The following is a 19974-nucleotide window of genomic DNA, read 5'->3' as shown; positions in this document are numbered from 1 at the left end:
GCCGACGTGACCGCGGGCGTACGGGGACAGCGCCCAGCGGTCACGCTGCCGCCTATCCGGCGGCGGTGGCGAAGGCGATGCCGTCGAGGATGTCGTGTTCGCTGACGACGACTTCCCGGGCGCCGCAGTGTTCCATCACCGACTGGAGGATCAGCGCGCCGGCCGCGATGACGTCGATACGGCCGGGGTGCAGCACCCCGATGGTCTCGCGCTCGGCGTGGGTGGAGGCCAGCAGGCGGGCGGTGATCTCGCGGACCCGGGCGAGGGGCACGCGGCTGTGGTGGATGGCGGCCGGGTCGTACTCCGGCAGGCCGAGGGCGATGCCCGCCACCGTCGTCACCGATCCGGCGAGCCCGACCAGGGTGTGGGCGCGGGCCAGCGGCACGGTCTGCCCGGCCAGGTCGAGGGCGGCGTCCACGTCGGCCCGTATGGCGGTGATCTGCTCGGCCGTCGGCGGATCGCTCACCACGCCATCGCGCACCAGGTGGCGTTCGGTCATGCGCACGCAGCCGATGTCCACGCTGCGGGCCGCCGCCACGCCGTCGGAGCCGACGACGAGTTCGGTGGAGCCGCCGCCGATGTCCACCACGAGGTAGGGCGCCGGGAAACCGGGGCCGGTCAGGCCCCGGGTGGCGCCGGTGAAGGAGAACTCGGCTTCCTGGTCGCCGGTGATGACCTCCGGCTCCACGCCGAGGGTGTCCACGACGCCGCGTACGAACACCTCGCGGTTGCTGGCGTCCCGGGTGGCGGAGGTGGCGACGAACCGGGTGCGCTCGGCACCGAGCGAGCGGATGACACCGGCGTACTCGCGGCAGGCGGCGAAGGTGCGCTCCAGCGCCTCGGGGGCCAGCCGCCCGGTGCGGTCCACGCCCTGGCCCAGGCGCACGATCCGCATGCGCCGGTCCAGCTCCGTGGCCGTCCCGGTGACCGGATCGACGTCGGCAACCAGCAGGCGGATGGAGTTGGTGCCGCAGTCCACGGCGGCGACGCGGGTCATCAGGCGCTCTCCTCGGCGGCGTCGGACGTCTCGTCAGGCAGCTCGTCGCGGGAGACGCTCTCCTCGCGGGGCACACCGGGCGCCACGCACGGGCCCTTGCGCCACCACTGCGGCAGCAGGGCGATGGCCTCGTCCCCCAGCGGGTTGACCCCGGGTCCGGCGGCGAGCGAGTGCGCGACGAGGACGTGCAGGCACTTGACGCGGTCGGGCATACCGCCCGCGCTGGGGAAGCCCTCCAGCACCTCGATGGCGTCGCGGCGGGCGAGGTAGTCCTCGTGGGCGGCGCGGTAGGCGGCGGCCAGCTCCGGATCGGTGGCCAGGCGCTTGCTCATCTCCTTCATCACCCCCTCCGCCTCCAGCGTGCCGATCGCGGAGGCGGCGCGCGGGCAGGTCAGGTAGTACGTGGTGGGGAACGGCGTGCCGTCCTCCAGCCGGGGGGCGGTCTCCACGACGTCGGGCTGTCCGCAGGGGCAGCGGTGCGCGATGGCGCGCAGGCCGCGCGGGGGCCGCCCGAGCTGCGCCCGGAAGGCGGCGACGTCCGCCTCGGTGGGCGGCGCGGAGTCGGTCGGGGGCGGCGGAGTGTCCATGGGTCGGCGGGTGTCTTCCGGATCGTCAGGCAGGGGAACTAGGGGTGTTCGGCGCGGTCGGCGCGGTCCACGCCGTCCAGGAAGTTGCGGTACCAGGGGCGGTCGGCGGCGGCGTCGTCGCTGGGGCGGTGCGTTTCGGGCCGGCTCTCGCCCTCCACGACGTAGCCGCGCTCCCCGGGCCGCACGTAGTGCAGGTGCTCGCGGGCCAGCTGCTCGACGTAGGCCGGGTCCTGGAGGCGGGCCTTCAGCTCCCGCAGCTCCTCGACGCGTTCGCTGGTGGTCCCGGCCTCTTCCCGCAGCTCGGCGATTTCGGCGCGCTGCGAGACGTACTGCCGGATCGGGTACGCCAGCGCCACGATCAGCGAGCACAGCACGAGGGCCAGCAGGGCGGCGCGCCCGGTGAGCCTGCCGCGTCGCGGGGTGCGGCGCAGCCGGCGGTTCTCGGCGCGGTAGAGGTGGGCCGCCGCCTGCTCGCCGAGCGCCTTGAGCCGGGTCGTCGTGGAGGACGGTTCCCGTTTCGGGGCCACGTCGCCTCCCTGGTCGCGGTGTTCTGCGCGGGGTCGGTCCGCGTCGGCTGCGGACGCCGCCGTGCGCGTCGGCGTCCCGGCCTCACGGTACGGGACCGCGGGCCGGGACGTCGTGGTACGGCACGGCATCGTACGACGGCGCCGGGGGGCCGGGCGGCCCCGTTCGGGTCAGCCCTTGAAGCGCGGGAAGGCGCTGCGGCCAGCGTAGACCGCGGCGTCGTCGAGGATCTCCTCGATGCGCAGGAGCTGGTTGTACTTGGCGACGCGCTCGGAGCGGGCCGGGGCGCCGGTCTTGATCTGGCCGCAGTTGGTGGCGACGGCGAGGTCGGCGATGGTGACGTCCTCGGTCTCGCCGGAGCGGTGGGACATCATGCACGTGAAGCCGTTGCGCTGGGCCAGCTCGACGGCGTCCAGGGTCTCGGTCAGCGAGCCGATCTGGTTGACCTTCACCAGCAGCGAGTTGGCCGCCTTGTCGTCGATGCCGCGCTGCAGGCGCTCGGGGTTGGTGACGAACAGGTCGTCGCCGACGAGCTGCACCTTGTCACCGAGCTGGGCGGTGATGGTCTGCCAGCCCTCCCAGTCGTCCTCGAACAGCGGGTCCTCGATGGAGACCAGCGGGTAGGCCTCGACCAGCTCGGCGTAGTAAGCCGTCATCTCGGCGGCGGTGCGGGACTGGCCCTCGAACTGGTAGGCGCCGTCCTTGGCGAACTCGGACGCGGCGACGTCCAGGGCGAGCGCGATGTCCCGGCCGGGGGTGTAGCCCGCCTTCCGCACGGCGTCCAGGATCAGGTCCAGTGCCTCGCGGTTGGAGCCGAGGTTGGGCGCGAAACCGCCCTCGTCGCCCAGTCCGGTGGACAGGCCGCGCTCCTTCAGGACCGCCTTCAGCGCGTGGTAGACCTCGGTGCCCCAGCGCAGCGCCTCGGAGAACGACTCGGCGCCGATCGGCGCGATCATGAACTCCTGGATGTCCACGTTGGAGTCGGCGTGCGAGCCGCCGTTGAGGATGTTCATCATCGGCACCGGCAGCAGGTGCGCGTTCGGGCCGCCGAGGTAGCGGAACAGCGGCAGGTCGGACGCCTCGGAGGCGGCGTGTGCGACGGCCAGGGACACGCCCAGGATGGCGTTGGCGCCGAGCGAGGACTTGTCGGCGGTGGCGTCCAGGTCGAGCATGGCCTGGTCGATCAGGCGCTGTTCGGTCGCGTCGTAGCCGACCAGCTCCGGGCCGATCTGCTCGATGACGGCGAGGACGGCCTTCTCCACGCCCTTGCCGCCGTAGCGGGCCTGGTCGCCGTCGCGCAGCTCCAGGGCCTCGAACGCACCCGTGGAAGCGCCGGACGGCACGGCCGCGCGGCCGGTGCTGTGGTCGTCGAGGCCGACCTCGACCTCGACGGTGGGGTTGCCTCGCGAGTCGAGGATCTCGCGGGCTACGACGACGTCGATGGACGGCACGAGGGTCTCCTTCGGTGAGTCGGTCTTCTGGGCCAGAGCCTAGCGGTCCCGGTGGGGCCACGGGGGCCACGGCCTGGCCGGGACACCGGCTCGGGCGGCGAAGGCGCAGCTCACGGCGGCGGCCTCGATTTGTTCAGCGAGTGAAGAAAGTCCCGGGCCGACGCGCCTGTCTCGCCGTACGGACGAGTCGGTACGCGCGGGGCGGGGCGGACCCGGCGGGGTTGGTGGCCCGGCGCGCCGGGTGCCCTCCGCTGTCGCTCGCGCGTGGGCGCGGAGGGCGCGCGCCGGGGTCCAGCCAGGTCCGCGTCCGGTCAGACCGTCAGCTGCTGGCCCGGGAAGATGAGGTTGGGGTCGGCACCGACCACGGACTTATTCTGTGCGTACAGCTGCTGCCAGGACAGGCCGTGGGCGGCCGCGATACCGGACAGGGTGTCGCCCGTCCGCACGGTGTAGCGCTGGCTGCCCGACGACACCGGCCGCTGGGCTTGCTGCCGCTTGGGCGCCGCCTGGGGGGCCGGTGCGGCCTGCGGGGCCGCCTGCGGAGCCGACTTCCGCGCTCGCGGGTTGACGTTCGCGGCCGGGCCGGAGCTGGTGAGGCCGCCCTCCTCCGCGCACGCCCAGGCACCCGGGCCCTGCATGTCCAGCAGGCGCTCGGCGGTGGCGATCTGCTGCTCCTTCGTGGCCAGGTCGGCGCGCGGCGCGTACTGGGTGCCGCCCGCCGCCTCCCAGCTGGACTGGGCGAACTGGAGCCCGCCGTAGTACCCGTTACCCGTGTTGATGGACCAGTTGCCGCTGGACTCGCACTCGGCGACCTTGTCCCAGGTATCGACCGAGGCGGCCTGGGCACTGCTCGCCATCGCGACCTGGCCGCCTGTGGCGGCACCGGCGAACCCGGCCAGCGAGAACGCGAACCGGACGAAGACGGACTGGCGGTTCTGCTGCTTCTCGTAGCCCTTTTCGGTGAACAGCATCGGGGTCTTCCTCACCGGACGCCTGCGGGGTGAGCTGTCGGGTTCGGGCTGTGAGCGGCCCGGCCCGGCGCGGTCTCCCGCACCGGACTTCACCCCTAGCCGCTGGGCGGCGCTTCATGGTTCCCCCGCTCCTGCCTGCGGCACGCGGACGCGACGACGTTCCCGTTCGACCGTCGGCAGGATTTGGCGTGACGGTCAACGGGCCCGCAGTAGCGGGCGATGTGACGGTAAGCACACCGCAATAATCGGATCAAACACCCTGATATCCCGACAAACAGGGTGGTTTGACGAGGCACCAGCACTGTCGCCGCAGGTCCGGGCAAGTAGCTGCATCCTGCGGCAATCCGGACACGCCGCAGCGGAATGTGACAAGGGTCACATTCCGCGCGAACGGGTGACGGGGCGTAGCGCCCGTCACCAACTAGTGTGCTGCTGCGGGGAGTTCGAGGGTCTGACCGGGCAGGATCAGGTTCTCATCCGCGCCGACGACCTCCTCGTTGGCGGCGTACAGCGCGGGCCAGCCACCGGGCACCTGATGCGACCCGGCGATCCCGGAGAGCGAGTCACCGGACTCGACGGTGTACGTCTGTTCGGTTCTCCGCGCGTCACCGTTCGCCGGATGGCGGGGCTCACCGGCGCCCGCGCCGGGGGTGCCGGTGAAGTCATCCGCGCGCGGTTCGGCGAAGGGGATGCCGTCGGCCGGTGCCGCGTGGCGGCCCGTGCTCCGGTCCGAACGCTGTCCGGCCCCGGGCGGGTTCTTTGCCGCGTCCGGTTCGCCACGGTGCCGCCCGCCGCCGTCCCGCTCGCCTGCGGCACGCTCCTCCGCCTCCGGGCGCCCGGAGGCGTCCGCCGCACCGCCCGGGTCCGCACCGGCGCCGCTCCCGCCGGACTCGGGAGCGGCGGGAGCGGCGCCGGGGCGGGCCTGGTCGGCACCCGGATCAGCGTCGCCCGCTGGTGCTCCCGTGGCCTCCCCGGCCGGTTCGTCCGCCGCCCCGGGCGCCTGGGGAGCGCCGGTGGCGTCGTCGGACAGCTCGCCGCCCTCGGCGCCGTCGGGTGTCCGCGCTGACGCGTTGACGCCGTTGACGGCCGCCGTCAGTCCGCTGGTGACAGCGCAGGTGGGCCAGGCGTCGGGGCCCTGCTGGGCCAGGATCTCCTCGGCGACCGCGATCTGCTGGTTGCGGCTGGCCAGGTCGGGGCGGTCGGCGTGCGCGGTGCCGCCGTAGCGCTCCCAGGTGTCCAGCGGGAGCTGGAAGCCGCCGTAGTAGCCGGTGCCGCCGTTGGCGCTCCACGCGCCGCCACTCTCACACTCGGCGACCCGGTCCCACACGGTGCCGTCCACGGCGTGCGCGCCGGACGCGCCGAGCAGCGGCAAGGCCACCCCTGCTCCGGTCACCCCCATGGTGACGACGACGGCTGGGGCCTGGCGGGGTCGGCGGTGCCGACCGTTCCCGGAACGCATGTGGAACCCTCTCCTATGGCTGCGGCACACCCTCCCGGGCGGGCCCAGCGGCTGAAGGTAGCGGCGAACGCGTGTGCGTCACAAGCCAGTGTCGTCTAGATCACGCAATGGTCACGACGTCTTCACGTCCTGGGTGGGCTCCGGGGTGAACTCCACCGGTAGTGTGCGCAGTCCACGCATGATGAGGCCGCCGCGCCAGCGCAGGTCGGCCGGGTCGGCGGCCAGCCGCAGCTCGGGCAGGCGGCGCAGCAGGGTGGCCAGCGCCGTCTGTCCCTCCAGCCGGGCCAGCGGCGCGCCCAGACAGTAGTGGATGCCGTGCCCGTAGCCCAGGTGCTGGTTGTCGCGCCGCGCGAGGTCGAGGACGTCGGGCTGGTCGAATTTGCGCGGGTCGCGGTCGGCCGCCGCCAGGACGACGAGGACCGGCTCACCGGCGTCGATGTGCTGCCCGCCCAGCGTCAGCGGTGTGGTGGCGAACCGCCAGGTGGCCAGCTCCACCGGCCCGTCGTAGCGCAGCAGCTCCTCGACGCCGGTCTCCAGCAGCGCGGTGTCGCCCCCGGCGAGCGCGTCCTGGAGCCGCCGACGCTGCTCGGGGTGGCGCAGCAGGGCGAGGGTGCCGTTGCCGATGAGGTTGACCGTCGTCTCGAACCCGGCAAATAGGAGGATGAACGCCATCGCGGCGGCCTCGTTCTCGGTGAGGTGTTCGCCGTGGTCGCTGGCCCGGATCAGGCCGGAGATCAGGTCGTCCCCGGGGTCGTCGCGCTTGCGGTGGATCAGCTCGGCCAGGTAGCCGCGCATCTTCTTGACCGCCCGGCCGACGCCGCCGCGCGGGCCGCCGCCGTGACGCAGCATCATGCCCGCCCAGTCGCGGAAGTCGTCCTGGTCCTCCGCCGGGACACCCAGCAGGTCGCAGATGGCGTAGATCGGCAGCGGGAAGGCGAACTCGTGGATCAGGTCGGCGCTGCCGCGCTGTGCGAAGCCGTCGATGAGGGTGTCGGTCAGCTCCTGCACGCGGGGCGCGAACGCGGCCACGCGGCGCGGGGTGAAGGCGCGGGAGACCAGGCGGCGCAGGCGGGTGTGGTCGGGCGGGTCGATGTTCAGCAGGTGCGTCATGAGCCCCGCGCTGCGCTCGCCCGGGATGCCCACCTTGCCCTTGCCGTGCGCGCGCTCGCTGTGCGCGCCGGGGTTCTTGCTCAGCCGCTGGTCGGCGAGGGCCTGGCGGGCGTCGTCGTACCGGGTCACCAGCCAGGCCGACACCCCGCTGGGCAGCTCCGCCCGGTGCACGGGCGCGTGCTCCCGCAGCCAGGCGTAGGCCGGGTAGGGGTCGGCGGCGAATTCCCAGGTGAAAAGCTCGGGCGGCGCGGTGCGGTCAGTCACGCCCCCGACGCTACGCGCTCCGCCGCGCGCCCCGGGCACGGGCCTGAGCCGACCCGGGCGGGGCGCTCAGCCCGCTCGCCTACTCGCCGCCCTTCGGCGTGTCACCGCCCCGGGTGCCCTCGCTCCACCGGGGCCGCTCGCGCCATGCACCACGGCGCGTGGTCGCCGTGCCGCCGCCGGGCATCTCGTGCGGCAGCCGACGCCTGCCGTCGCGCGGCATCTCGTCCGGCTCCCGGTACTCGCGCTCGTGTCCCGTCTCCTCGACCTCACCCGGCGCGGGCTGGTGGCGGGCGGGCGGCCGGGAGATCCCGGTGCTGCGCAGCCGGCGGATGCCGTAGACCACGGCGAACGCCAGGACGGCCGCGACGACGATGCCTGCCGCGAACGGTGCAATGCCGACAAGTAGGTCCCTCATGCTCTCCGGGTACCCGGAGAGACCGGGCTTACGCTGTCGGGCGGCTACGCGGTCGGGGCGGTGTTTCCGTGGTTGCCGCCGTTTCCGCCGTTTCCGCCGTTTCGTCGTGTCGTCGATTCGTCGCGGCCCCGGTCGCGCCCGCGCGCTGCTCCGCCGCGACCACGGCGTCCCGGTAGGCGCGGGCGGCCGCCCGCAGCGCCGTTTCCGGGTCCACCCCGGCGGCCTCCGCGCGGACGGCCAGCGCGAGCAGCTCGTATCCGACGGCGCCGACGCCGCCGCCCGTACCGTCTGCCCGGCCGCCCGTCGTGCCGCTCCGCGTGCCCTCCACCGCGCCCAGCGGCACCTCCAGCCCGGCCGCGCGCACCCGGCTCGCGAGCTTCGCGGCGAGCGCCAGCGCGGGCTGGCCCAGCGGCACGCCCTCGGTCACCGACGTCCGCTGCTTCTCGACCGCCTTCGTGCGCAGCCAGTGCGCCTTGACGTCCTCGGCCGTCTCGGCGCTCTCCTCGCCGAAGACGTGCGGGTGGCGGTGGACGAGTTTGGTGACGATGCCCGCGGCGACGTCGTCGATGGAAAACGGCTCCTCGGCGGCGTCCTCGGCGATGCGCGCGTGGAAGACGACCTGGAGCAGCACGTCGCCCAGCTCCTCGCACAGCGCCTCGCGGTCCCCGGCCTCGATGGCCTCGACCAGCTCGTACGCCTCCTCGATGCCGTACTTCACCAGGTCCTCGTGGGTGCGCGGACCGGTCCACGGGCAGGCGAGGCGAACGCGGTCCATGACCTCCACCAGGTCCAGCAGGCGGGCGCCGGGCAGGTCGTAGGAGCCGGGCAGCAGTTCCAGGTCGGGCACGGCCTCCTGGCCACCGCCAGCGAGGCGCGCCAAGCCATCGGTCAGCCGCGGCTCACCGTCGGCTCCGGCGACCACCACGACCGTGCGCCCGCCCGCGCACTGCTTGGCGAGCTCGCGCGCCCCGGGCTCTGCCGCCGCCACGGCGACGCCCGCCTCACGCAGGTACGGCAGCTGCGGATGCGCCGCGTCGGCGCACACCACCCGGTCGGCGGTGCGCAGCGCCTGCCAGGCGGGCCACGACAGCAGGCCGGGCGCCACCCGGTGGGTGGTGGTCAGCAGGATCAGGCGGCCGGTGTCGGCGGTCGGTGTCACGGGTTCGGCGGTGGTCACCCGTCGAGCCTAACCCGGGGCCGCCGAGCCCCGCCCGGGGCACGAAACCGCCAGCTCAGAACGGTTCCTGCGGGACGGTGGCGGGCTTGATCCACGGGTCGGTGGCGCCCGCCAGCGTCACCTGCTCGGCGTTCCAGGTGCCGTAGCGCGGGCTGACGTCGATGCCCAGGTCAGCGGCCGTCTCGGCGAAGACCCGTTCGACGTCCCCGCCCAGTGCCTCGGCCGTCTTCCGCACCAGCAGCTCCACCCGCAGCGCGTTGTCGATCTGGTCCGGCGCGATGGCCCGCTCGCGCAGCATGACCGTCTCCAGCGCCTCGCCGCCCCGGAAGCGCTTCTCCTCGGCCGCCCGGTACTCCTGCACCTCGGCGCGGCTGACGCTCACGCCCGCGTCCTGTGCGGCCTGCTCCACCACGCGCTCGACAAGCAAATAGTTCAGCATGTAGCGCTGCACCGGGCCGGTGCTCTGGATCAGCTGCTCGCCCTCCGGGTCCGCCCGCTGCGCGTCCCGCACCGCCTCGGCGCGGGCCTGCACCGCCGCGACGGGGATCTCCTCGCCGTCCACCACGGCGGCCGCTCCCGGGCGGCCCTCCGCGCCGCCGCACCCGGACAGCAGCGGCACGCCGAGCAGCAGCGCGGCTGCGGCGGAGACGGAGAGCGCGGACCTACGGCGGTGCATGGGGGCCTCCTGCTGGGCCGAAACGACGACGTTCCTCCTACTCGGTGATCGTAGGGACTTGGCACCCCCGACCACCACTGTTTCGGCACAACCGTCCGCCTGAGCGCGCGTCGCCCCAGACACGGTCAGGCGCTGAGGTCGATGAGACGCACCGGGCGCCCTTTCCATGCCCGGGGTGCCGCACTGGCCACAAACGCTCCCAAAGGACGGTCGGGGCTCGGCTGAGCCGCGTACTCGGTATGGGCAGCGGCCCAGGTGTCCTCTTGTGCGACCGCGAGCGCGGACGGCAGATCCAGCTCAAGGACCACGACGGCGGGAAGTGCCGCGAAGTGTTCAGCCGTGCCCCGACGCGTCCGGTCGGCTTCCACCAGAGCACACGCCGTGGTGTAAAGGTGCCAGCCAGGCTCGGCATGAGCTCGGTGAATTAGCCGTGACGCCAACTCGTTGCCGCGTCCTGCGGCGACCAGCGCCGAGTCGTCCATGAGGATGTGGACGAAGTCGGTCACGCGGCCCCCGCCTCGGCCAGGCGGCGGTCCAGTTCCTGGTCGGCCATGGCTACCTCGGAGTCGTCCGGGTCATAGCCGTTCCACTCCCGCAGGATGTGCCGCGCCCGCTCCGCCCGCTCGGCTCGTTCATCGGGGGTCAGCAGCGTCTGCGCCAGGTGGGCGAGGTAGGCCCGCAGGGACAGCCCTTCCGCCGCCGCCACTTCAGCGAGTCTGTCCCGGGCTTCCGCAGGGATGCGGACGTTCGCGTCAGACATGATGAATCCCTTCTCCAGCACACCCGCCATACTACGGGTACGCACCCGTACCCATCCTCCCCCTTCGGGTACGCCGATCTCAGGCCGCCGCCGAGTCTCCGGCCTGCTCGCCTTCACCCGGGGTGTCAGGAGCGTGGGCGATGAAGCGGAAGACGGAGGCGTCGCCGTCCAGTTCGATGACCAGGGACGCGTCCAGCGCGATGGCCAGCCGCCGCAACAGGGGCAGGGTGGGCACGGTGTCACCGCCCTCGATCGTGGACACCTGCGGCTGCGTCATACCCGCTCGGTGGGCGAGTTGGCTTTGTGTGAGCCCCAACTCCGTGCGCCGGTCGTACACGGCTTGCCCCAGCACGAAACTGTATCCGGCCTGGACGTAGGCGGCGGACTCCTCGACACTCTCACCCAGCAGCTTCCGGTCCCGGCGCGTCCTCCACTGTGTGTGGTTTACGGTGTATCCTCCCGAACCCTGTCGTATGCGTGCTGAGCCGGGCCGTGCTCGTAGCCTCTTGAGGGTATGCCGGACTCAGGCCGTGCACATCCGGTGTTCACCGGGTGGTCACGTGGGGCATGCAGGGTGTTGCGGCGGGACCGGGCCTGGGTTCCGTGCCGTCCCTCCGCCGCCGACACCTCACAGGACCATGCCGCCGAGAACTCCCGCCGCCGCGCCTGACGCGGCCGCAACCGACGCCGCCGACCGCCCGGACGCCGCTGCCGAACACCCGGACACCGAGATCGCCGCCGGCCAGGAGCCCGCTCCCGCCACCCGCGAGCACCGGTTCGATATTGACGTGCTGCGCCTGGTGGCCTCCTGCACGGTGATCCTCGGACACGTGGCCGCCGCGTTCATCCAGGCCGTCGGCAACGACCGCGCGGCCGGGTCCGGCGCCTACTGGACCGGGCACGTCTTCGAGGCAGTCAACTCCTTCGCCGTCCCGGTGTTCTTCGCCATCGGCGGGTGGGGCGTGCTGGTGGGCGCCCGGCCACGGGACGAGGCCACGATGTGGCGGCGCATCGTCCGCAGCGGGCTCCCGCTGTTCGTGTGGACCGGGGTGTACCTGGTGTGGGCGTGGCTGCGGGACCGCAACGACAAACCGATGACCGAACTCGCCCTCGACTCGCTCTTCGGCTCCGTCCAGCCCGCCTACCACCTGTGGTTCCTGTACGCGTACCTGCCGGTCGTCGCGGCGCTCGCGTGCGCCGTGCTCGTCCGCGACGGCGGGCGGCCGTGGAAGCTGGGGCTCGCGCTGCTCGGTGTGGCGGCGCTGCCGAGCCTGCTGTCCACCGTGCGCGACGTGACCGGGTGGGCCGTGCCCGCCGTCGGCTGGAGCTTCGGCACCTACTCGGTGGTGTACGCCGTCGGCGGGGCGCTGCTGCTGGCGCTCCCCGCGCGGGCGCTGCGCGGACGCCGCTGGATCTTCGGCGTACTGCTGCCGCTGACGATGGCGGCCTGCTTCTGGTACCACACCCAGATCCACTACGTGATCCCCAACGCTCACCTGATCGTCGGCGTCATGACGCTCTGTGTGCTGCTGCTGGTGAGCCGCACGCGGGTGCCTCAGCGGTGGCGTGAGCCGCTGACCCGGCTGGGCGGCGCGGCGATGGGCGCGTACCTGGTGCACGTGCTGTTCGTCGAGGAGCTGCTGCGGCCGCTGATCTCCCCGGACATGGGCCTGCTGGCCGCGTCCGGGCTACTGCTGGGGATGTTCGCCGTGGTGACGGCGCTGTCCTACGCGGTGAGCCTGGCCTGGGGCCGCCTCGGCCTGCGCCGCTACCTGGGCTGACGCGGCCCGCGCGGTCCCCGCGTCCGGCGCGGTCCCCGCATCCCGCGTGACCCCAGCGGCCAGCGCGGTCCCGGCGGGGTCGCCGCGCGGGCGCCCGCCGCGCCGTGCGCGGGGTGCGCGAGGGCGGGTCAGCGGGGCCTTGGGCGGTGCGCGGCGCGCTTGACGCGGCGGGCCACGCGGAGCGCGGTGCGGCCGCCGGGGAAGCGGTCGGTGGCCGGGACCAGGCTGCCGGGGAGTTCCAGGCTGGTGAGGCGGCGGCGCTTGAAGTAGTGCTGGGTGTGCGGGTTCCAGTGGTCGGCGAGCCAGGCGTGGGCCTCGGGCCGCAGGTGGGGGTAGAGGCGCGGCTGCATGCAGTAGCCGACGGTGCGCACCAGGCGTTCGGCTTGTTCCGCCGTCAGCTCCGGCGCCGAGCCCGGGCGTTCCGCGTCCGGCACGGTGGCGTGGACGAGGGTGAGCGGGACGCGGTTGCTGTTCTGGTACGGCACGAGCCGGTCGAGCAGTTCGGCGGTGCCGACGCGGGCGATGGGGATGCCGTAGAAGGCGGACGCCGTCAGCAGGGCGGTGGAGAAGCAGCCGACGACGAGGCCGGGACGGCAGCGGCCGAAGACGGCTTCGGCGAGCAGCGCGGTCGTCGGCGTCAGCAGGGTCACGCCACGGTCGGCGGCGGCCTTCTCCAGGGCGCGGGAGTAGCGGGCGGGCGCGGTGGGGTGTGGCTTGAACAGGACGGTGGCGTGCCCGGCGGCGGCTGCGGCGCGCACCATGCGGGCGTGCAGTTCCTCCTCCTCGTCGGCGGTGAGGATGCCCAGTGCGGCGAGGTACTGGCCGAGGATGACGGCGACGCCGGACTCCTCGCCGGCGTCGGCGGCGGCGGTCAGCGCGGGGTCGGCGGCGCCGGCCGCGGTGAGCTCGTCCAGCACCGCGCGGAAGGCGTCGGCCGGCACCGTCTCCGGTTCGACGCCGTACTCGGACAGCAGCAGCGGGCGCAGGCCGGGCACGAGGTCGAGGTGCAACAGACGCTGGACGCGGGGGGCGGTGGCGGCGGGCAGGCGATCGCGGGTGGGGCCGTAGCTCATCAGGCCGTCTGCGTACACGTGCACGTCGGCGTCGGCGAAGATCCCGGCGAGCGCGGCGGCCGGGTTGACGTGCACGGACTCCACCACCAGGTCCATCGGGCCGTCCGGCAGCCGCCAGGCGTCGCACAGGAAGCGCTGCCACAGCGGGCGGTCCTGGTCGCGCGGCGTCCAGTGGCTGGGGTGCAGGGGGCGGAGGGTGGCGTTCCAGTCCACGACGCGGTCGAAGCGCTCGGCGATGCCGCTCCAGCCGGTCATCTCCGGCAGCTGGGTGGCGGTCTCCGGGACGGTGGCATGGTGGGACACCACCAGGACGCGGTACGCGGCGTCGGCCGGGCCGAACTGGCCCGCGTCCAGGGCGGCGGCGAGCGTCGCGGCGCCGTAGAGGGTGGAGACCTCGAAGACCTGCGGGCGGCGGGCGGCGGGCGGAGTGGGCGCGGTGGAGTGCACGGTCAGGCCGCCTTTCCGGTCCGGTGGGAGCTGGCGGGCCGGGCCGTGGGGCGACCCAGCAGGCGCCGCAGCACCTTCGCGCGCGGCGCGTCGAGCACGTCGAGCACGTCCGCCAGCACGTCCTGCGGCATCCGGCGCAGCGCGGCGGCCGACCGGCGGCGCAGAACCTTGGCGGTGGGGGCGTCGTAGCGGGTGGCGCCCGCGGCGTGGAAGGCGATCATGGCGCAGTAGGTGCGCACGATCTTGGGCAGGAAGCGGTCGGCCTCGGCGTCGGCGGTGACCTCGTCCAGGATGCGGTCGTGGGCGGGAATGAAGTCCAACTGGCGTTCGTCGCCGATCTGGGTGAGCGAGGTGGCCACGCCGCGCCGGTAGTACACGCCGTACAGGCCGGTGGTCGCGAACGTCCGTGCCCGCAGGTGGAGTTGCCAGGTGAACAGCCGGTCCTCGGCGGTGCGCAGGTCGGGTACGAAGCGCAGGCCCTGGTCGAAGAGGGAGCGGCGGTAGGCACCGGCCCACACGAACGGGTAGTCCACCATCGTCTTCATCGCCGCCGGGACGATCGCCTCGCGCGGTGAGAGGGCGACGTCGCGGCGCGGGGCGGGAGCGCGGTGCACGACGCGCGCCTTGCCGGTGACCTGGACGTGGTCGGTGCGCACGAAGTCAGCGTCCAGGCGGTGGGCGGCGGCGAGCAGGGCGTCGAGGTAGCCGGGGGCGTACCAGTCGTCGCCGTCCAGGAAGGTGAGCCAGTCGCCCCGGGCGGCCTCGATGCCGGAGTTGCGGGCCTGGGAGATGCCCTGGTTCGTCTCGTGACGGATCACCCTGGCCCGCGGGATATCCGGCGCGGCACGCCGCAGCAGGTCGCCGGTGGCGTCCGTGGAGCAGTCGTCCACGAGAAGGAACTCCGCGTCCTGGCCCGCGTTGCGGGCGAGGCTGCGCAGGGTGTCCGGGAGGAAGTCCTGGACGTTGTGGCAGGGCACGATCACAGAAAGCTTGGGCACGTGGTTTCCAGACGCTGCGGACAGGCCAGGAGACCGGTCCCGCGCCCGGCCTCCACCCCGGAGCGTAGGCCGGAGTGCGGAGCGCGGGATGCCGCACAGACGACGTCCGGGTGAACGACAGGCGTCACTTGGCCAACGCCGACATCACACGCCGGACGCGTGCCCCTGCCCCGTGTCTGCCCCGCGCCGCTTCCCCGCCCGCGTTACGGCCGTCCCGGGCGGCCGGACGCCGGGCTGTACCGTGGGCCGCCGGGCGTGTCGCGGGCGGAGGGCGGCGCGATGGGCCGGAGCGGCCAAGGACCCCGCCGCTAGCGCGCCGGGCGGGTCAGCGGTGGCCGGTGAGGCGGTGGCGGCAGAACGCCTCGTCCCGCAACAGCTGGGTGACCACCGGGTCGTGCGGGCCCAGTTCGGCGGCGTACTCGCGCACCAGCCGCGTCACCTCCGGCAGCGCGGTGGCGTACTGCCCGGCTTCCATCAGCGTCGCCGCGTACTGCTTGCGCAGCTTGCGGACGATCGGCGAGCCCTCGCCGTGCTCGGCGACGGCGGCCGGAAGCGCGCGCCCCAGCACGTCGGCCACCTGGGCGTACTGGCCGGACGCCAGCAGGCGCCGCACTTCCTCCAGCGTGGCCGCCAGCCCGGTGGGCGGGGGCGGACCGAAGCCGGGCGGGGGCGGCACGGGCCGGGGCGGCCAGGGGGCCATGGGGTCCAGGAACGGCCGGGTGGGGTCCAGCGGCAGCGCCGGTCCGCCCGGGCCGCCCGTGCGGGGCAGCAGCGGGGCCAGCTCGTCGTAGACCTGGTGCGCGTCGGCGGGCCGGGCGGCGGGGTCCTTGTGCAGCAGGCGGTGCACCAGGTGGGCGAGCCGGTCGGGCACTTCCGGGCGCAGCTCGCGCACCGCACGGGGCTCCTCGTGCAGCTTCTTGTACAGCAGCCCGGAGGCTTCGGGGGCTTCGAACGGTGCCTGCCCGGTGAGGAGTTCGTACAGCATGCCGCCGAGTGCGTACAGGTCGGCGGGCGGGCCGACGGGCGCGGTGCCCATCGCCTGCTCGGGCGCCATGTAGACCGGTGTGCCGATGAGCGCGCCGGTGCGGGTGAGCCGCGTGGCGTCGCCCGGGGAGCCGACGGCGGCGATGCCCAGGTCGAGGATGACGACGCGGCCCTCGGGGCGCACGATGACGTTGCCGGGCTTGAGATCGCGGTGGACGACGCCGACGGTGTGCACCGCGACCAGCGCGGAGCACAGCTGCGCGGCTACGGCGACCGCCCAGGAGCAGGGGTAGGGGTCGTGTTCGGCGAGGTGGTCGGCCAGGTCGCTGCCGTCCAGGCGCTGCATGACGAGGAACAGCTCGTCGCCCTCGCGGCCCGCGTCGAAGACGGTGACCAGGTTCGGGTGGTCCAGCCGCGCCGTCACCCGGCACTCGCGCTCGAACCGTTCGCGCAGCTCCGGTGGGGAGGCGCTGCCCGACAGGGAGGCCATATGCCCGGAGTGCATGAGCTTCACCGCCACCGGACGTCCGCCCAGACCCTGGTCGTGGCCGCCCCACACCTGACCCATCGCGCCCTTGCCCAGCGGTTCGGTCAGTTCGTAGCGGCCCGCGATGAGGCGGCCGATCACTGGCCGCCGTCCCGCCGGCGCAGCAACGCGTCCAGCTCGTCCAGCTCGGAGGCGACCTGGCGCATGCGGGCGGGCTCCTCGGCCGGCGCGGTCGGCGCGGCCGGTTGCGGCGCGGACGGCGACTGCGGCGCGGACGGCGGCTGCGGTACCGGCTGCGGCCGCAGCCCGGGCGGCGCGTACTCGGTGGGCTGCTGGTGCACGGAGTGCGGGTACCGCGCGGACGGCTGGGGTGGCGGCGCGGGGTACGGCGGTGCGGCGTAGGGCGGCACGTGCTGGTGGACGGCGTGCTGGGGCGGCGGTGTTGGCTGAGGGTAGCCGTTGCCGGTTGGGGCGGGGCCGGGCGCGGGCTGCGGGTAGCCGTAGCCCACCGCGTGCGCGCCGTACGGGGTGGGCGCAGTGCGCGGGAACCGGTCGGCCAGGACGGCGTGGGTGACGGCGCCGATGAGGAACATCAGCACGTACCCGCCAGCCGCGGCGTTGGCCGGGTGGTCCGGCTCCTCGGGCGTGAACGCCAGGAGCAGGATCTCCGCGACAGTACCGGCGGCGAAGGCCGCGAACACGGCCCAGTCCAGCGGACGGCGGCGCAGGATGGCGAACCGCAGCGAGGGCACCCACGCGAGCAGGCCCAGCGACCACACCGGGAACGACGCGAACAGCAGCCGGGCCGTCATCGCCCCGGCACCGGGACCGGCGCGGTGCGCCGGTGGCGGCGTCACAGATGATGGCGTCGGAGGTGCGCCCGCCCCGTACATCTTCCAGCTCCCGTCCCTCGCCTGACCACATGGTAGGAGGCGAGCGTATCCGCGAGGTAGGTCAGCGCGGGGCCTGGTCCGGGGAGTCGCCCGGTTCCAGGCTGCCGTCGGTGAGACCGTCGTACACGCCCTGCACCAGCCGCGCGCCCAGCTCCCCGGCCAGGCGCAGCGCGGCTTCGAACGCGGCCAGGCGGCGGAAGTGGGCGCCGTAGCGGCGCTGGCCGTCCAGGTCGAGCCGGGGCAGGTGCAGGCGGCGCACATCCAGCCGGGAGGCGCTGGAGGCGTAGCTGCTGGCCTGGCGGGTGTTGGCGGTCGAGCGCAGGAAACCGGCGACGAACCACGGGTCCAGCGCGTACGGCTCCGGGCGCAGCAGGTACAGCGGCTTGGCCAGCGTCTGGCCGGCGGTGTCGGCGTCCACGACGTAGGCGGCGCCCCGGCCCTGGACCGGGATGACGATGTCGCCCGCGCGCGTCACGGCCGGGGCGCCCTCCGCGCCGCCCGCGCGCACCTGGAGCGCTCCGGCGCGCAGGAGTTCGCCGACGGTGGTGAGGGTCCAGCGCCCGGTGGTGGTCTCGCCGGGGGCCGGGGTGGGGTCGGGGGCCGGGGTGGGGTCGGGGGTGAGGTCGAGGCTGCGGCGCAGGGTGCGGGCCAGCTCGGCGCGGGTCCCGGCCAGTGCGGCGGCGTCGCCCGCGCCGGGGAGAGGGGGCAGGTGGCGGGCGGGGGCGAGGTCAACGTCGTCGTCCAGCAGGTCGATGACCGGCCGGGTGCCGCACACCCCTGGCTCCTCGGGCACCTTGGCGCCGTCGGCGAACGCGCGCCAGGCGGTGAGCACGGTGTCGGCCAGCGCGTCCCAGGGCAACGGCTCGCGCCCGTCGGGCTGGTACCGGGTGCTGGTGTCCAGCAGCAACAGGCGTGGCTCGGCGGGCGTGACGCCGTCCGGCTTGCGCAGTACCCACAGGTGCAGCGGCAGGCTGTGCGGCGGCGCGGCCCCGGCGGGCAGGGCGACGACGGCGCGCAGGGCGCCGCGCCGCAGCAGGGCGGCGCGGATGCGGCGGCCGGTGCGGCGGGAGGCGGCGGCCGGGGGCATGAGCAGCACCGCGACGCCGCCGGGGCGCAGCCGGGCCAGGGCATGCTGCACCCAGGCCAGTTCGGATTCGGTGCGGGCGGGCAGGCCGTACTCCCAGCGGGCGTCGTAGGCCAGTTCGTCGTGTCCCCAGTGGCGTTCGTTGAACGGCGGGTGGCACAGCACGGCGTCCACGGCGGGCTGTTCGGCGGGCGCGGTGCGCAGGGCGTCCTCGGTGCGCACCTGGACGGCGGCGGGGCGCGGGGCGGCGCACAGGGTCAGCCGCAGGGCGGTGAGCCGGGCGAGGTCCGGGTCGGTCTCCTGGCCGTACAGCCGCAGGCCGCCTCCGGCGTCCGCCGCCCGGCTCCGGGCAGCCCTCGTGCCCTGGTGGGCGGGCGCGGGTGGTGCCGCTGTGCGCTGTGCGGCGGCGAGCAGTTCGCCGGAGCCGCAGGCCGGGTCAAGGACGGCGCCGGGGCGGGCGGTGGCGGCGGCCAGGGCGGCCATGAGGTCGGCGGCGGGGGCGGGGGTGCGGGTGTGGGCGCGGGGGCTGGCGTCGAAGTAGCGGGTCAGGAGGAAGCCGAAGGCCGCTCCCGCGCCGCCGAGTTCCCCGGCCAGGCGGTGCAGCGGGGTGGGGGGCTCGTCGTCTTCGTCACCGCTGGCGAGCAGGGTTGCCCCGGCGCGGGCCAGGGCGGCGGCCGGGCCTTCGGGGTCGGTCTCGATCTGCTGCCACACCCGCTCGCGCAGCGGCACCTCGGCGAGTTTGCCGTGGGCGCGCAGCCACTCCTCGATGTCGGCGAGCGCGAAGGTGGGACTGGCCTCGGTGCCGCCGACGGGCTGCGGGAAGTGCGGGTACCGGCGGCGCCAGTTGCTGACGGCGGCCCGGCCGACGCCCGCCAGCCGGGCGATCCCGGCCGCGGTCACCTCCGGTTCTTCGGGCGTGCTCTGCGACACGTCGGCGCCTTCCTGCGAGTCGTCGTGGCGGTGCGGCTGAGCATACCCGCGGATTGCTCGCCGCACCGGTTCACTGCGTGAACCTCGTGAATCCAGTGAACAGTGTTGACTCGATTCACAGTCTCTGTTGTTATTGACCCAGCGGTTCGCAAGATCCGCACCGGGCGCCTTCACGGCGTCCTCGCGTTCTTCCCGCACTCGTTCTCGCAGCATCCACAAGGGGTCAGTCATGTCCGTGAACACCACCCGCGCCCGCACCCTCGTCGCCGCCGTGGCCACCGCCGTCCTAGCGGTCGGCGGGCTGACCGCGTGCGGGGACGCGGACGAGCCCACGAAGGAGAGCGGCAACAGCCAGGAGGCCGGCCAGGAGGGCGACGCGAAGGACGCCGGGGCCGAGGACGCCGGGGACGCGGGGGACTCCGCGGAAGGCCCCTACGCCGGGGGCGACACCGCCGTCTACGACAGCGGGCTGAAGGTCACCGTCTCCACGGCGAGCCCCTACCAGGTCGGCGAAACGGACTTCGGCCACACCGAGGGGAACGAGGCGTACCAGGTGACCATCACCCTGGAGAACACCGGCGAGGAGAACGTGGACGCCGACCTGGTCTCCGTCAGCGCCCGGGCCGGGGAAGAGGGCACCACGGTGGAGGAGATCTACGGCGACAAGGTGGGCACCGGCTTCACCGGCACCGTACTCCCGGGCAAGAAGGCCACCGCCGGGTTCGCCTATGACGTGCCCGCCGACGCGAAGGTCCTCGACCTGGAGGTCGAACTGTTCGACTTCTCCACCACCCCGGCCCAGTGGAGCCTGTCCCTGTGACAGAACCGCCCGGCACGGCGAAGGGGGCCAGGGAGAGAGCCGTCTCTCCCTGGCCCCCTTCCCGTCCCGCGAGCGGGTGGTGAGG

General features: G+C 74.0%; 20 protein-coding genes and 1 riboswitch. Of the genes, 2 read left to right on the top strand and 18 right to left on the bottom strand.

The window, feature by feature from the left end:
• Positions 1–52: 52 nt before the first annotated feature.
• The 13 genes from JJV70_RS11690 to JJV70_RS11630 form a co-directional block, all read right to left on the bottom strand.
• Positions 53–997 carry a Ppx/GppA phosphatase family protein gene (locus JJV70_RS11690; RefSeq protein ID WP_219047787.1) on the bottom strand — a complete coding sequence of 315 codons (945 nt, stop codon included), beginning with the start codon at positions 995–997 and terminating at the stop codon, positions 53–55.
• Positions 997–1584: a DUF501 domain-containing protein gene (locus JJV70_RS11685; RefSeq protein ID WP_219047786.1), complete on the bottom strand. Its 588-nt coding sequence runs from the start codon at positions 1582–1584 to the stop codon at positions 997–999. The genes JJV70_RS11690 and JJV70_RS11685 overlap by 1 nt, the downstream gene beginning before the upstream one ends.
• Positions 1585–1622: 38 nt before the next feature.
• Positions 1623–2111 carry a septum formation initiator family protein gene (locus JJV70_RS11680; RefSeq protein ID WP_219047785.1) on the bottom strand — a complete coding sequence of 163 codons (489 nt, stop codon included), beginning with the start codon at positions 2109–2111 and terminating at the stop codon, positions 1623–1625.
• Positions 2112–2279: 168 nt separating this feature from the next.
• On the bottom strand, positions 2280–3560 hold the full coding sequence (gene eno / locus JJV70_RS11675) for a phosphopyruvate hydratase (RefSeq protein WP_219047784.1): 1281 nt from the start codon (positions 3558–3560) through the stop codon (positions 2280–2282).
• 311 nt (positions 3561–3871) lie between these two features.
• Entirely contained in the window at positions 3872–4531 is a 660-nt protein-coding gene (locus tag JJV70_RS11670; protein WP_219047783.1) for a transglycosylase family protein, read from the bottom strand.
• A gap of 5 nt (positions 4532–4536) precedes the next feature.
• Positions 4537–4697: riboswitch (cyclic di-AMP (ydaO/yuaA leader) on the bottom strand.
• Between the two features lie 255 nt (positions 4698–4952).
• Positions 4953–5990: a transglycosylase family protein gene (locus tag JJV70_RS11665; RefSeq protein WP_219047782.1), complete on the bottom strand. Its 1038-nt coding sequence runs from the start codon at positions 5988–5990 to the stop codon at positions 4953–4955.
• Positions 5991–6101: 111 nt separating this feature from the next.
• Positions 6102–7364, bottom strand: coding sequence for a cytochrome P450 (locus JJV70_RS11660; RefSeq protein ID WP_308294786.1), 1263 nt, complete (start codon positions 7362–7364; stop codon positions 6102–6104).
• A gap of 79 nt (positions 7365–7443) precedes the next feature.
• Entirely contained in the window at positions 7444–7779 is a 336-nt protein-coding gene (locus tag JJV70_RS11655; protein ID WP_219047780.1) for a DUF6479 family protein, read from the bottom strand.
• A 28-nt stretch (positions 7780–7807) separates the two neighbouring features.
• Positions 7808–8956, bottom strand: a complete 1149-nt coding sequence (locus tag JJV70_RS11650) for a nucleoside triphosphate pyrophosphohydrolase (RefSeq protein ID WP_219047779.1) — start codon at positions 8954–8956, stop codon at positions 7808–7810.
• Between the two features lie 55 nt (positions 8957–9011).
• Positions 9012–9632: a SurA N-terminal domain-containing protein gene (locus JJV70_RS11645; RefSeq protein WP_219047778.1), complete on the bottom strand. Its 621-nt coding sequence runs from the start codon at positions 9630–9632 to the stop codon at positions 9012–9014.
• A gap of 125 nt (positions 9633–9757) precedes the next feature.
• Entirely contained in the window at positions 9758–10138 is a 381-nt protein-coding gene (locus JJV70_RS11640; protein ID WP_219047777.1) for a hypothetical protein, read from the bottom strand.
• Complete coding sequence (locus JJV70_RS11635; protein ID WP_219047776.1) at positions 10135–10392, bottom strand: hypothetical protein; 258 nt, start codon at positions 10390–10392, stop codon at positions 10135–10137. Before JJV70_RS11635 ends, JJV70_RS11640 begins: the two co-directional genes overlap by 4 nt.
• 79 nt (positions 10393–10471) lie before the next feature.
• Positions 10472–10867: a helix-turn-helix domain-containing protein gene (locus JJV70_RS11630; RefSeq protein ID WP_219047852.1), complete on the bottom strand. Its 396-nt coding sequence runs from the start codon at positions 10865–10867 to the stop codon at positions 10472–10474.
• Positions 10868–11030: 163 nt separating this feature from the next.
• Between JJV70_RS11630 and JJV70_RS11625 the strand changes: the two genes are divergently transcribed.
• Complete coding sequence (locus JJV70_RS11625) at positions 11031–12173, top strand: acyltransferase (protein ID WP_219047775.1); 1143 nt, start codon at positions 11031–11033, stop codon at positions 12171–12173.
• Positions 12174–12301: 128 nt separating this feature from the next.
• On the opposite strand, the gene JJV70_RS11620 is transcribed toward JJV70_RS11625, so the two are convergent.
• The 5 genes from JJV70_RS11620 to JJV70_RS11605 form a co-directional block, all read right to left on the bottom strand.
• Entirely contained in the window at positions 12302–13699 is a 1398-nt protein-coding gene (locus JJV70_RS11620; protein ID WP_219047851.1) for an alpha-2,8-polysialyltransferase family protein, read from the bottom strand.
• Positions 13696–14691 (bottom strand): glycosyltransferase family 2 protein, encoded by a 996-nt coding sequence (locus JJV70_RS11615; protein WP_219047774.1) that lies wholly within the window; start codon positions 14689–14691, stop codon positions 13696–13698. The genes JJV70_RS11620 and JJV70_RS11615 overlap by 4 nt, the downstream gene beginning before the upstream one ends.
• A gap of 325 nt (positions 14692–15016) precedes the next feature.
• Complete coding sequence (locus JJV70_RS22705; protein WP_308294785.1) at positions 15017–16303, bottom strand: serine/threonine-protein kinase; 1287 nt, start codon at positions 16301–16303, stop codon at positions 15017–15019.
• The gene (locus tag JJV70_RS22700; RefSeq protein WP_257573796.1) at positions 16300–17019 is read right to left on the bottom strand and encodes a hypothetical protein; all 720 of its coding nucleotides are present in this window, start codon (positions 17017–17019) and stop codon (positions 16300–16302) included. Before JJV70_RS22700 ends, JJV70_RS22705 begins: the two co-directional genes overlap by 4 nt.
• A 97-nt stretch (positions 17020–17116) precedes the next feature.
• Positions 17117–19069, bottom strand: a complete 1953-nt coding sequence (locus tag JJV70_RS11605; RefSeq protein WP_308294784.1) for an N-6 DNA methylase — start codon at positions 19067–19069, stop codon at positions 17117–17119.
• A 229-nt stretch (positions 19070–19298) separates the two neighbouring features.
• On the opposite strand from JJV70_RS11605, the gene JJV70_RS11600 reads away from it, so the two are divergent.
• Complete coding sequence (locus JJV70_RS11600) at positions 19299–19889, top strand: DUF4352 domain-containing protein (RefSeq protein WP_219047772.1); 591 nt, start codon at positions 19299–19301, stop codon at positions 19887–19889.
• The last annotated feature ends 85 nt before the right edge of the window (positions 19890–19974 follow it).

The sequence above is a fragment of the Streptomyces sp. JJ66 genome (assembly GCF_019303495.1).
Classification (GTDB): domain Bacteria; phylum Actinomycetota; class Actinomycetes; order Streptomycetales; family Streptomycetaceae; genus Streptomyces.
Note: the sequence above shows the minus strand (reverse complement) of the source record. Positions and strands in the feature narration are given on the sequence as shown.

What these genes read in the sequence shown, in the direction of transcription:
- JJV70_RS11690 (WP_219047787.1), bottom strand. Translation starts at nt 997, where the DNA reads ATGACCCGCGTCGCCGCCGTGGACTGCGGCACCAACTCCATCCGCCTG.
- JJV70_RS11685 (WP_219047786.1), bottom strand. Translation starts at nt 1,584, where the DNA reads ATGGACACTCCGCCGCCCCCGACCGACTCCGCGCCGCCCACCGAGGCG.
- JJV70_RS11670 (WP_219047783.1), bottom strand. Translation starts at nt 4,531, where the DNA reads ATGCTGTTCACCGAAAAGGGCTACGAGAAGCAGCAGAACCGCCAGTCC.
- JJV70_RS11665 (WP_219047782.1), bottom strand. Translation starts at nt 5,990, where the DNA reads ATGCGTTCCGGGAACGGTCGGCACCGCCGACCCCGCCAGGCCCCAGCC.
- JJV70_RS11655 (WP_219047780.1), bottom strand. Translation starts at nt 7,779, where the DNA reads ATGAGGGACCTACTTGTCGGCATTGCACCGTTCGCGGCAGGCATCGTC.
- JJV70_RS11645 (WP_219047778.1), bottom strand. Translation starts at nt 9,632, where the DNA reads ATGCACCGCCGTAGGTCCGCGCTCTCCGTCTCCGCCGCAGCCGCGCTG.
- JJV70_RS11635 (WP_219047776.1), bottom strand. Translation starts at nt 10,392, where the DNA reads ATGTCTGACGCGAACGTCCGCATCCCTGCGGAAGCCCGGGACAGACTC.
- JJV70_RS11625 (WP_219047775.1), top strand. Translation starts at nt 11,031, where the DNA reads ATGCCGCCGAGAACTCCCGCCGCCGCGCCTGACGCGGCCGCAACCGAC.
- JJV70_RS11600 (WP_219047772.1), top strand. Translation starts at nt 19,299, where the DNA reads ATGTCCGTGAACACCACCCGCGCCCGCACCCTCGTCGCCGCCGTGGCC.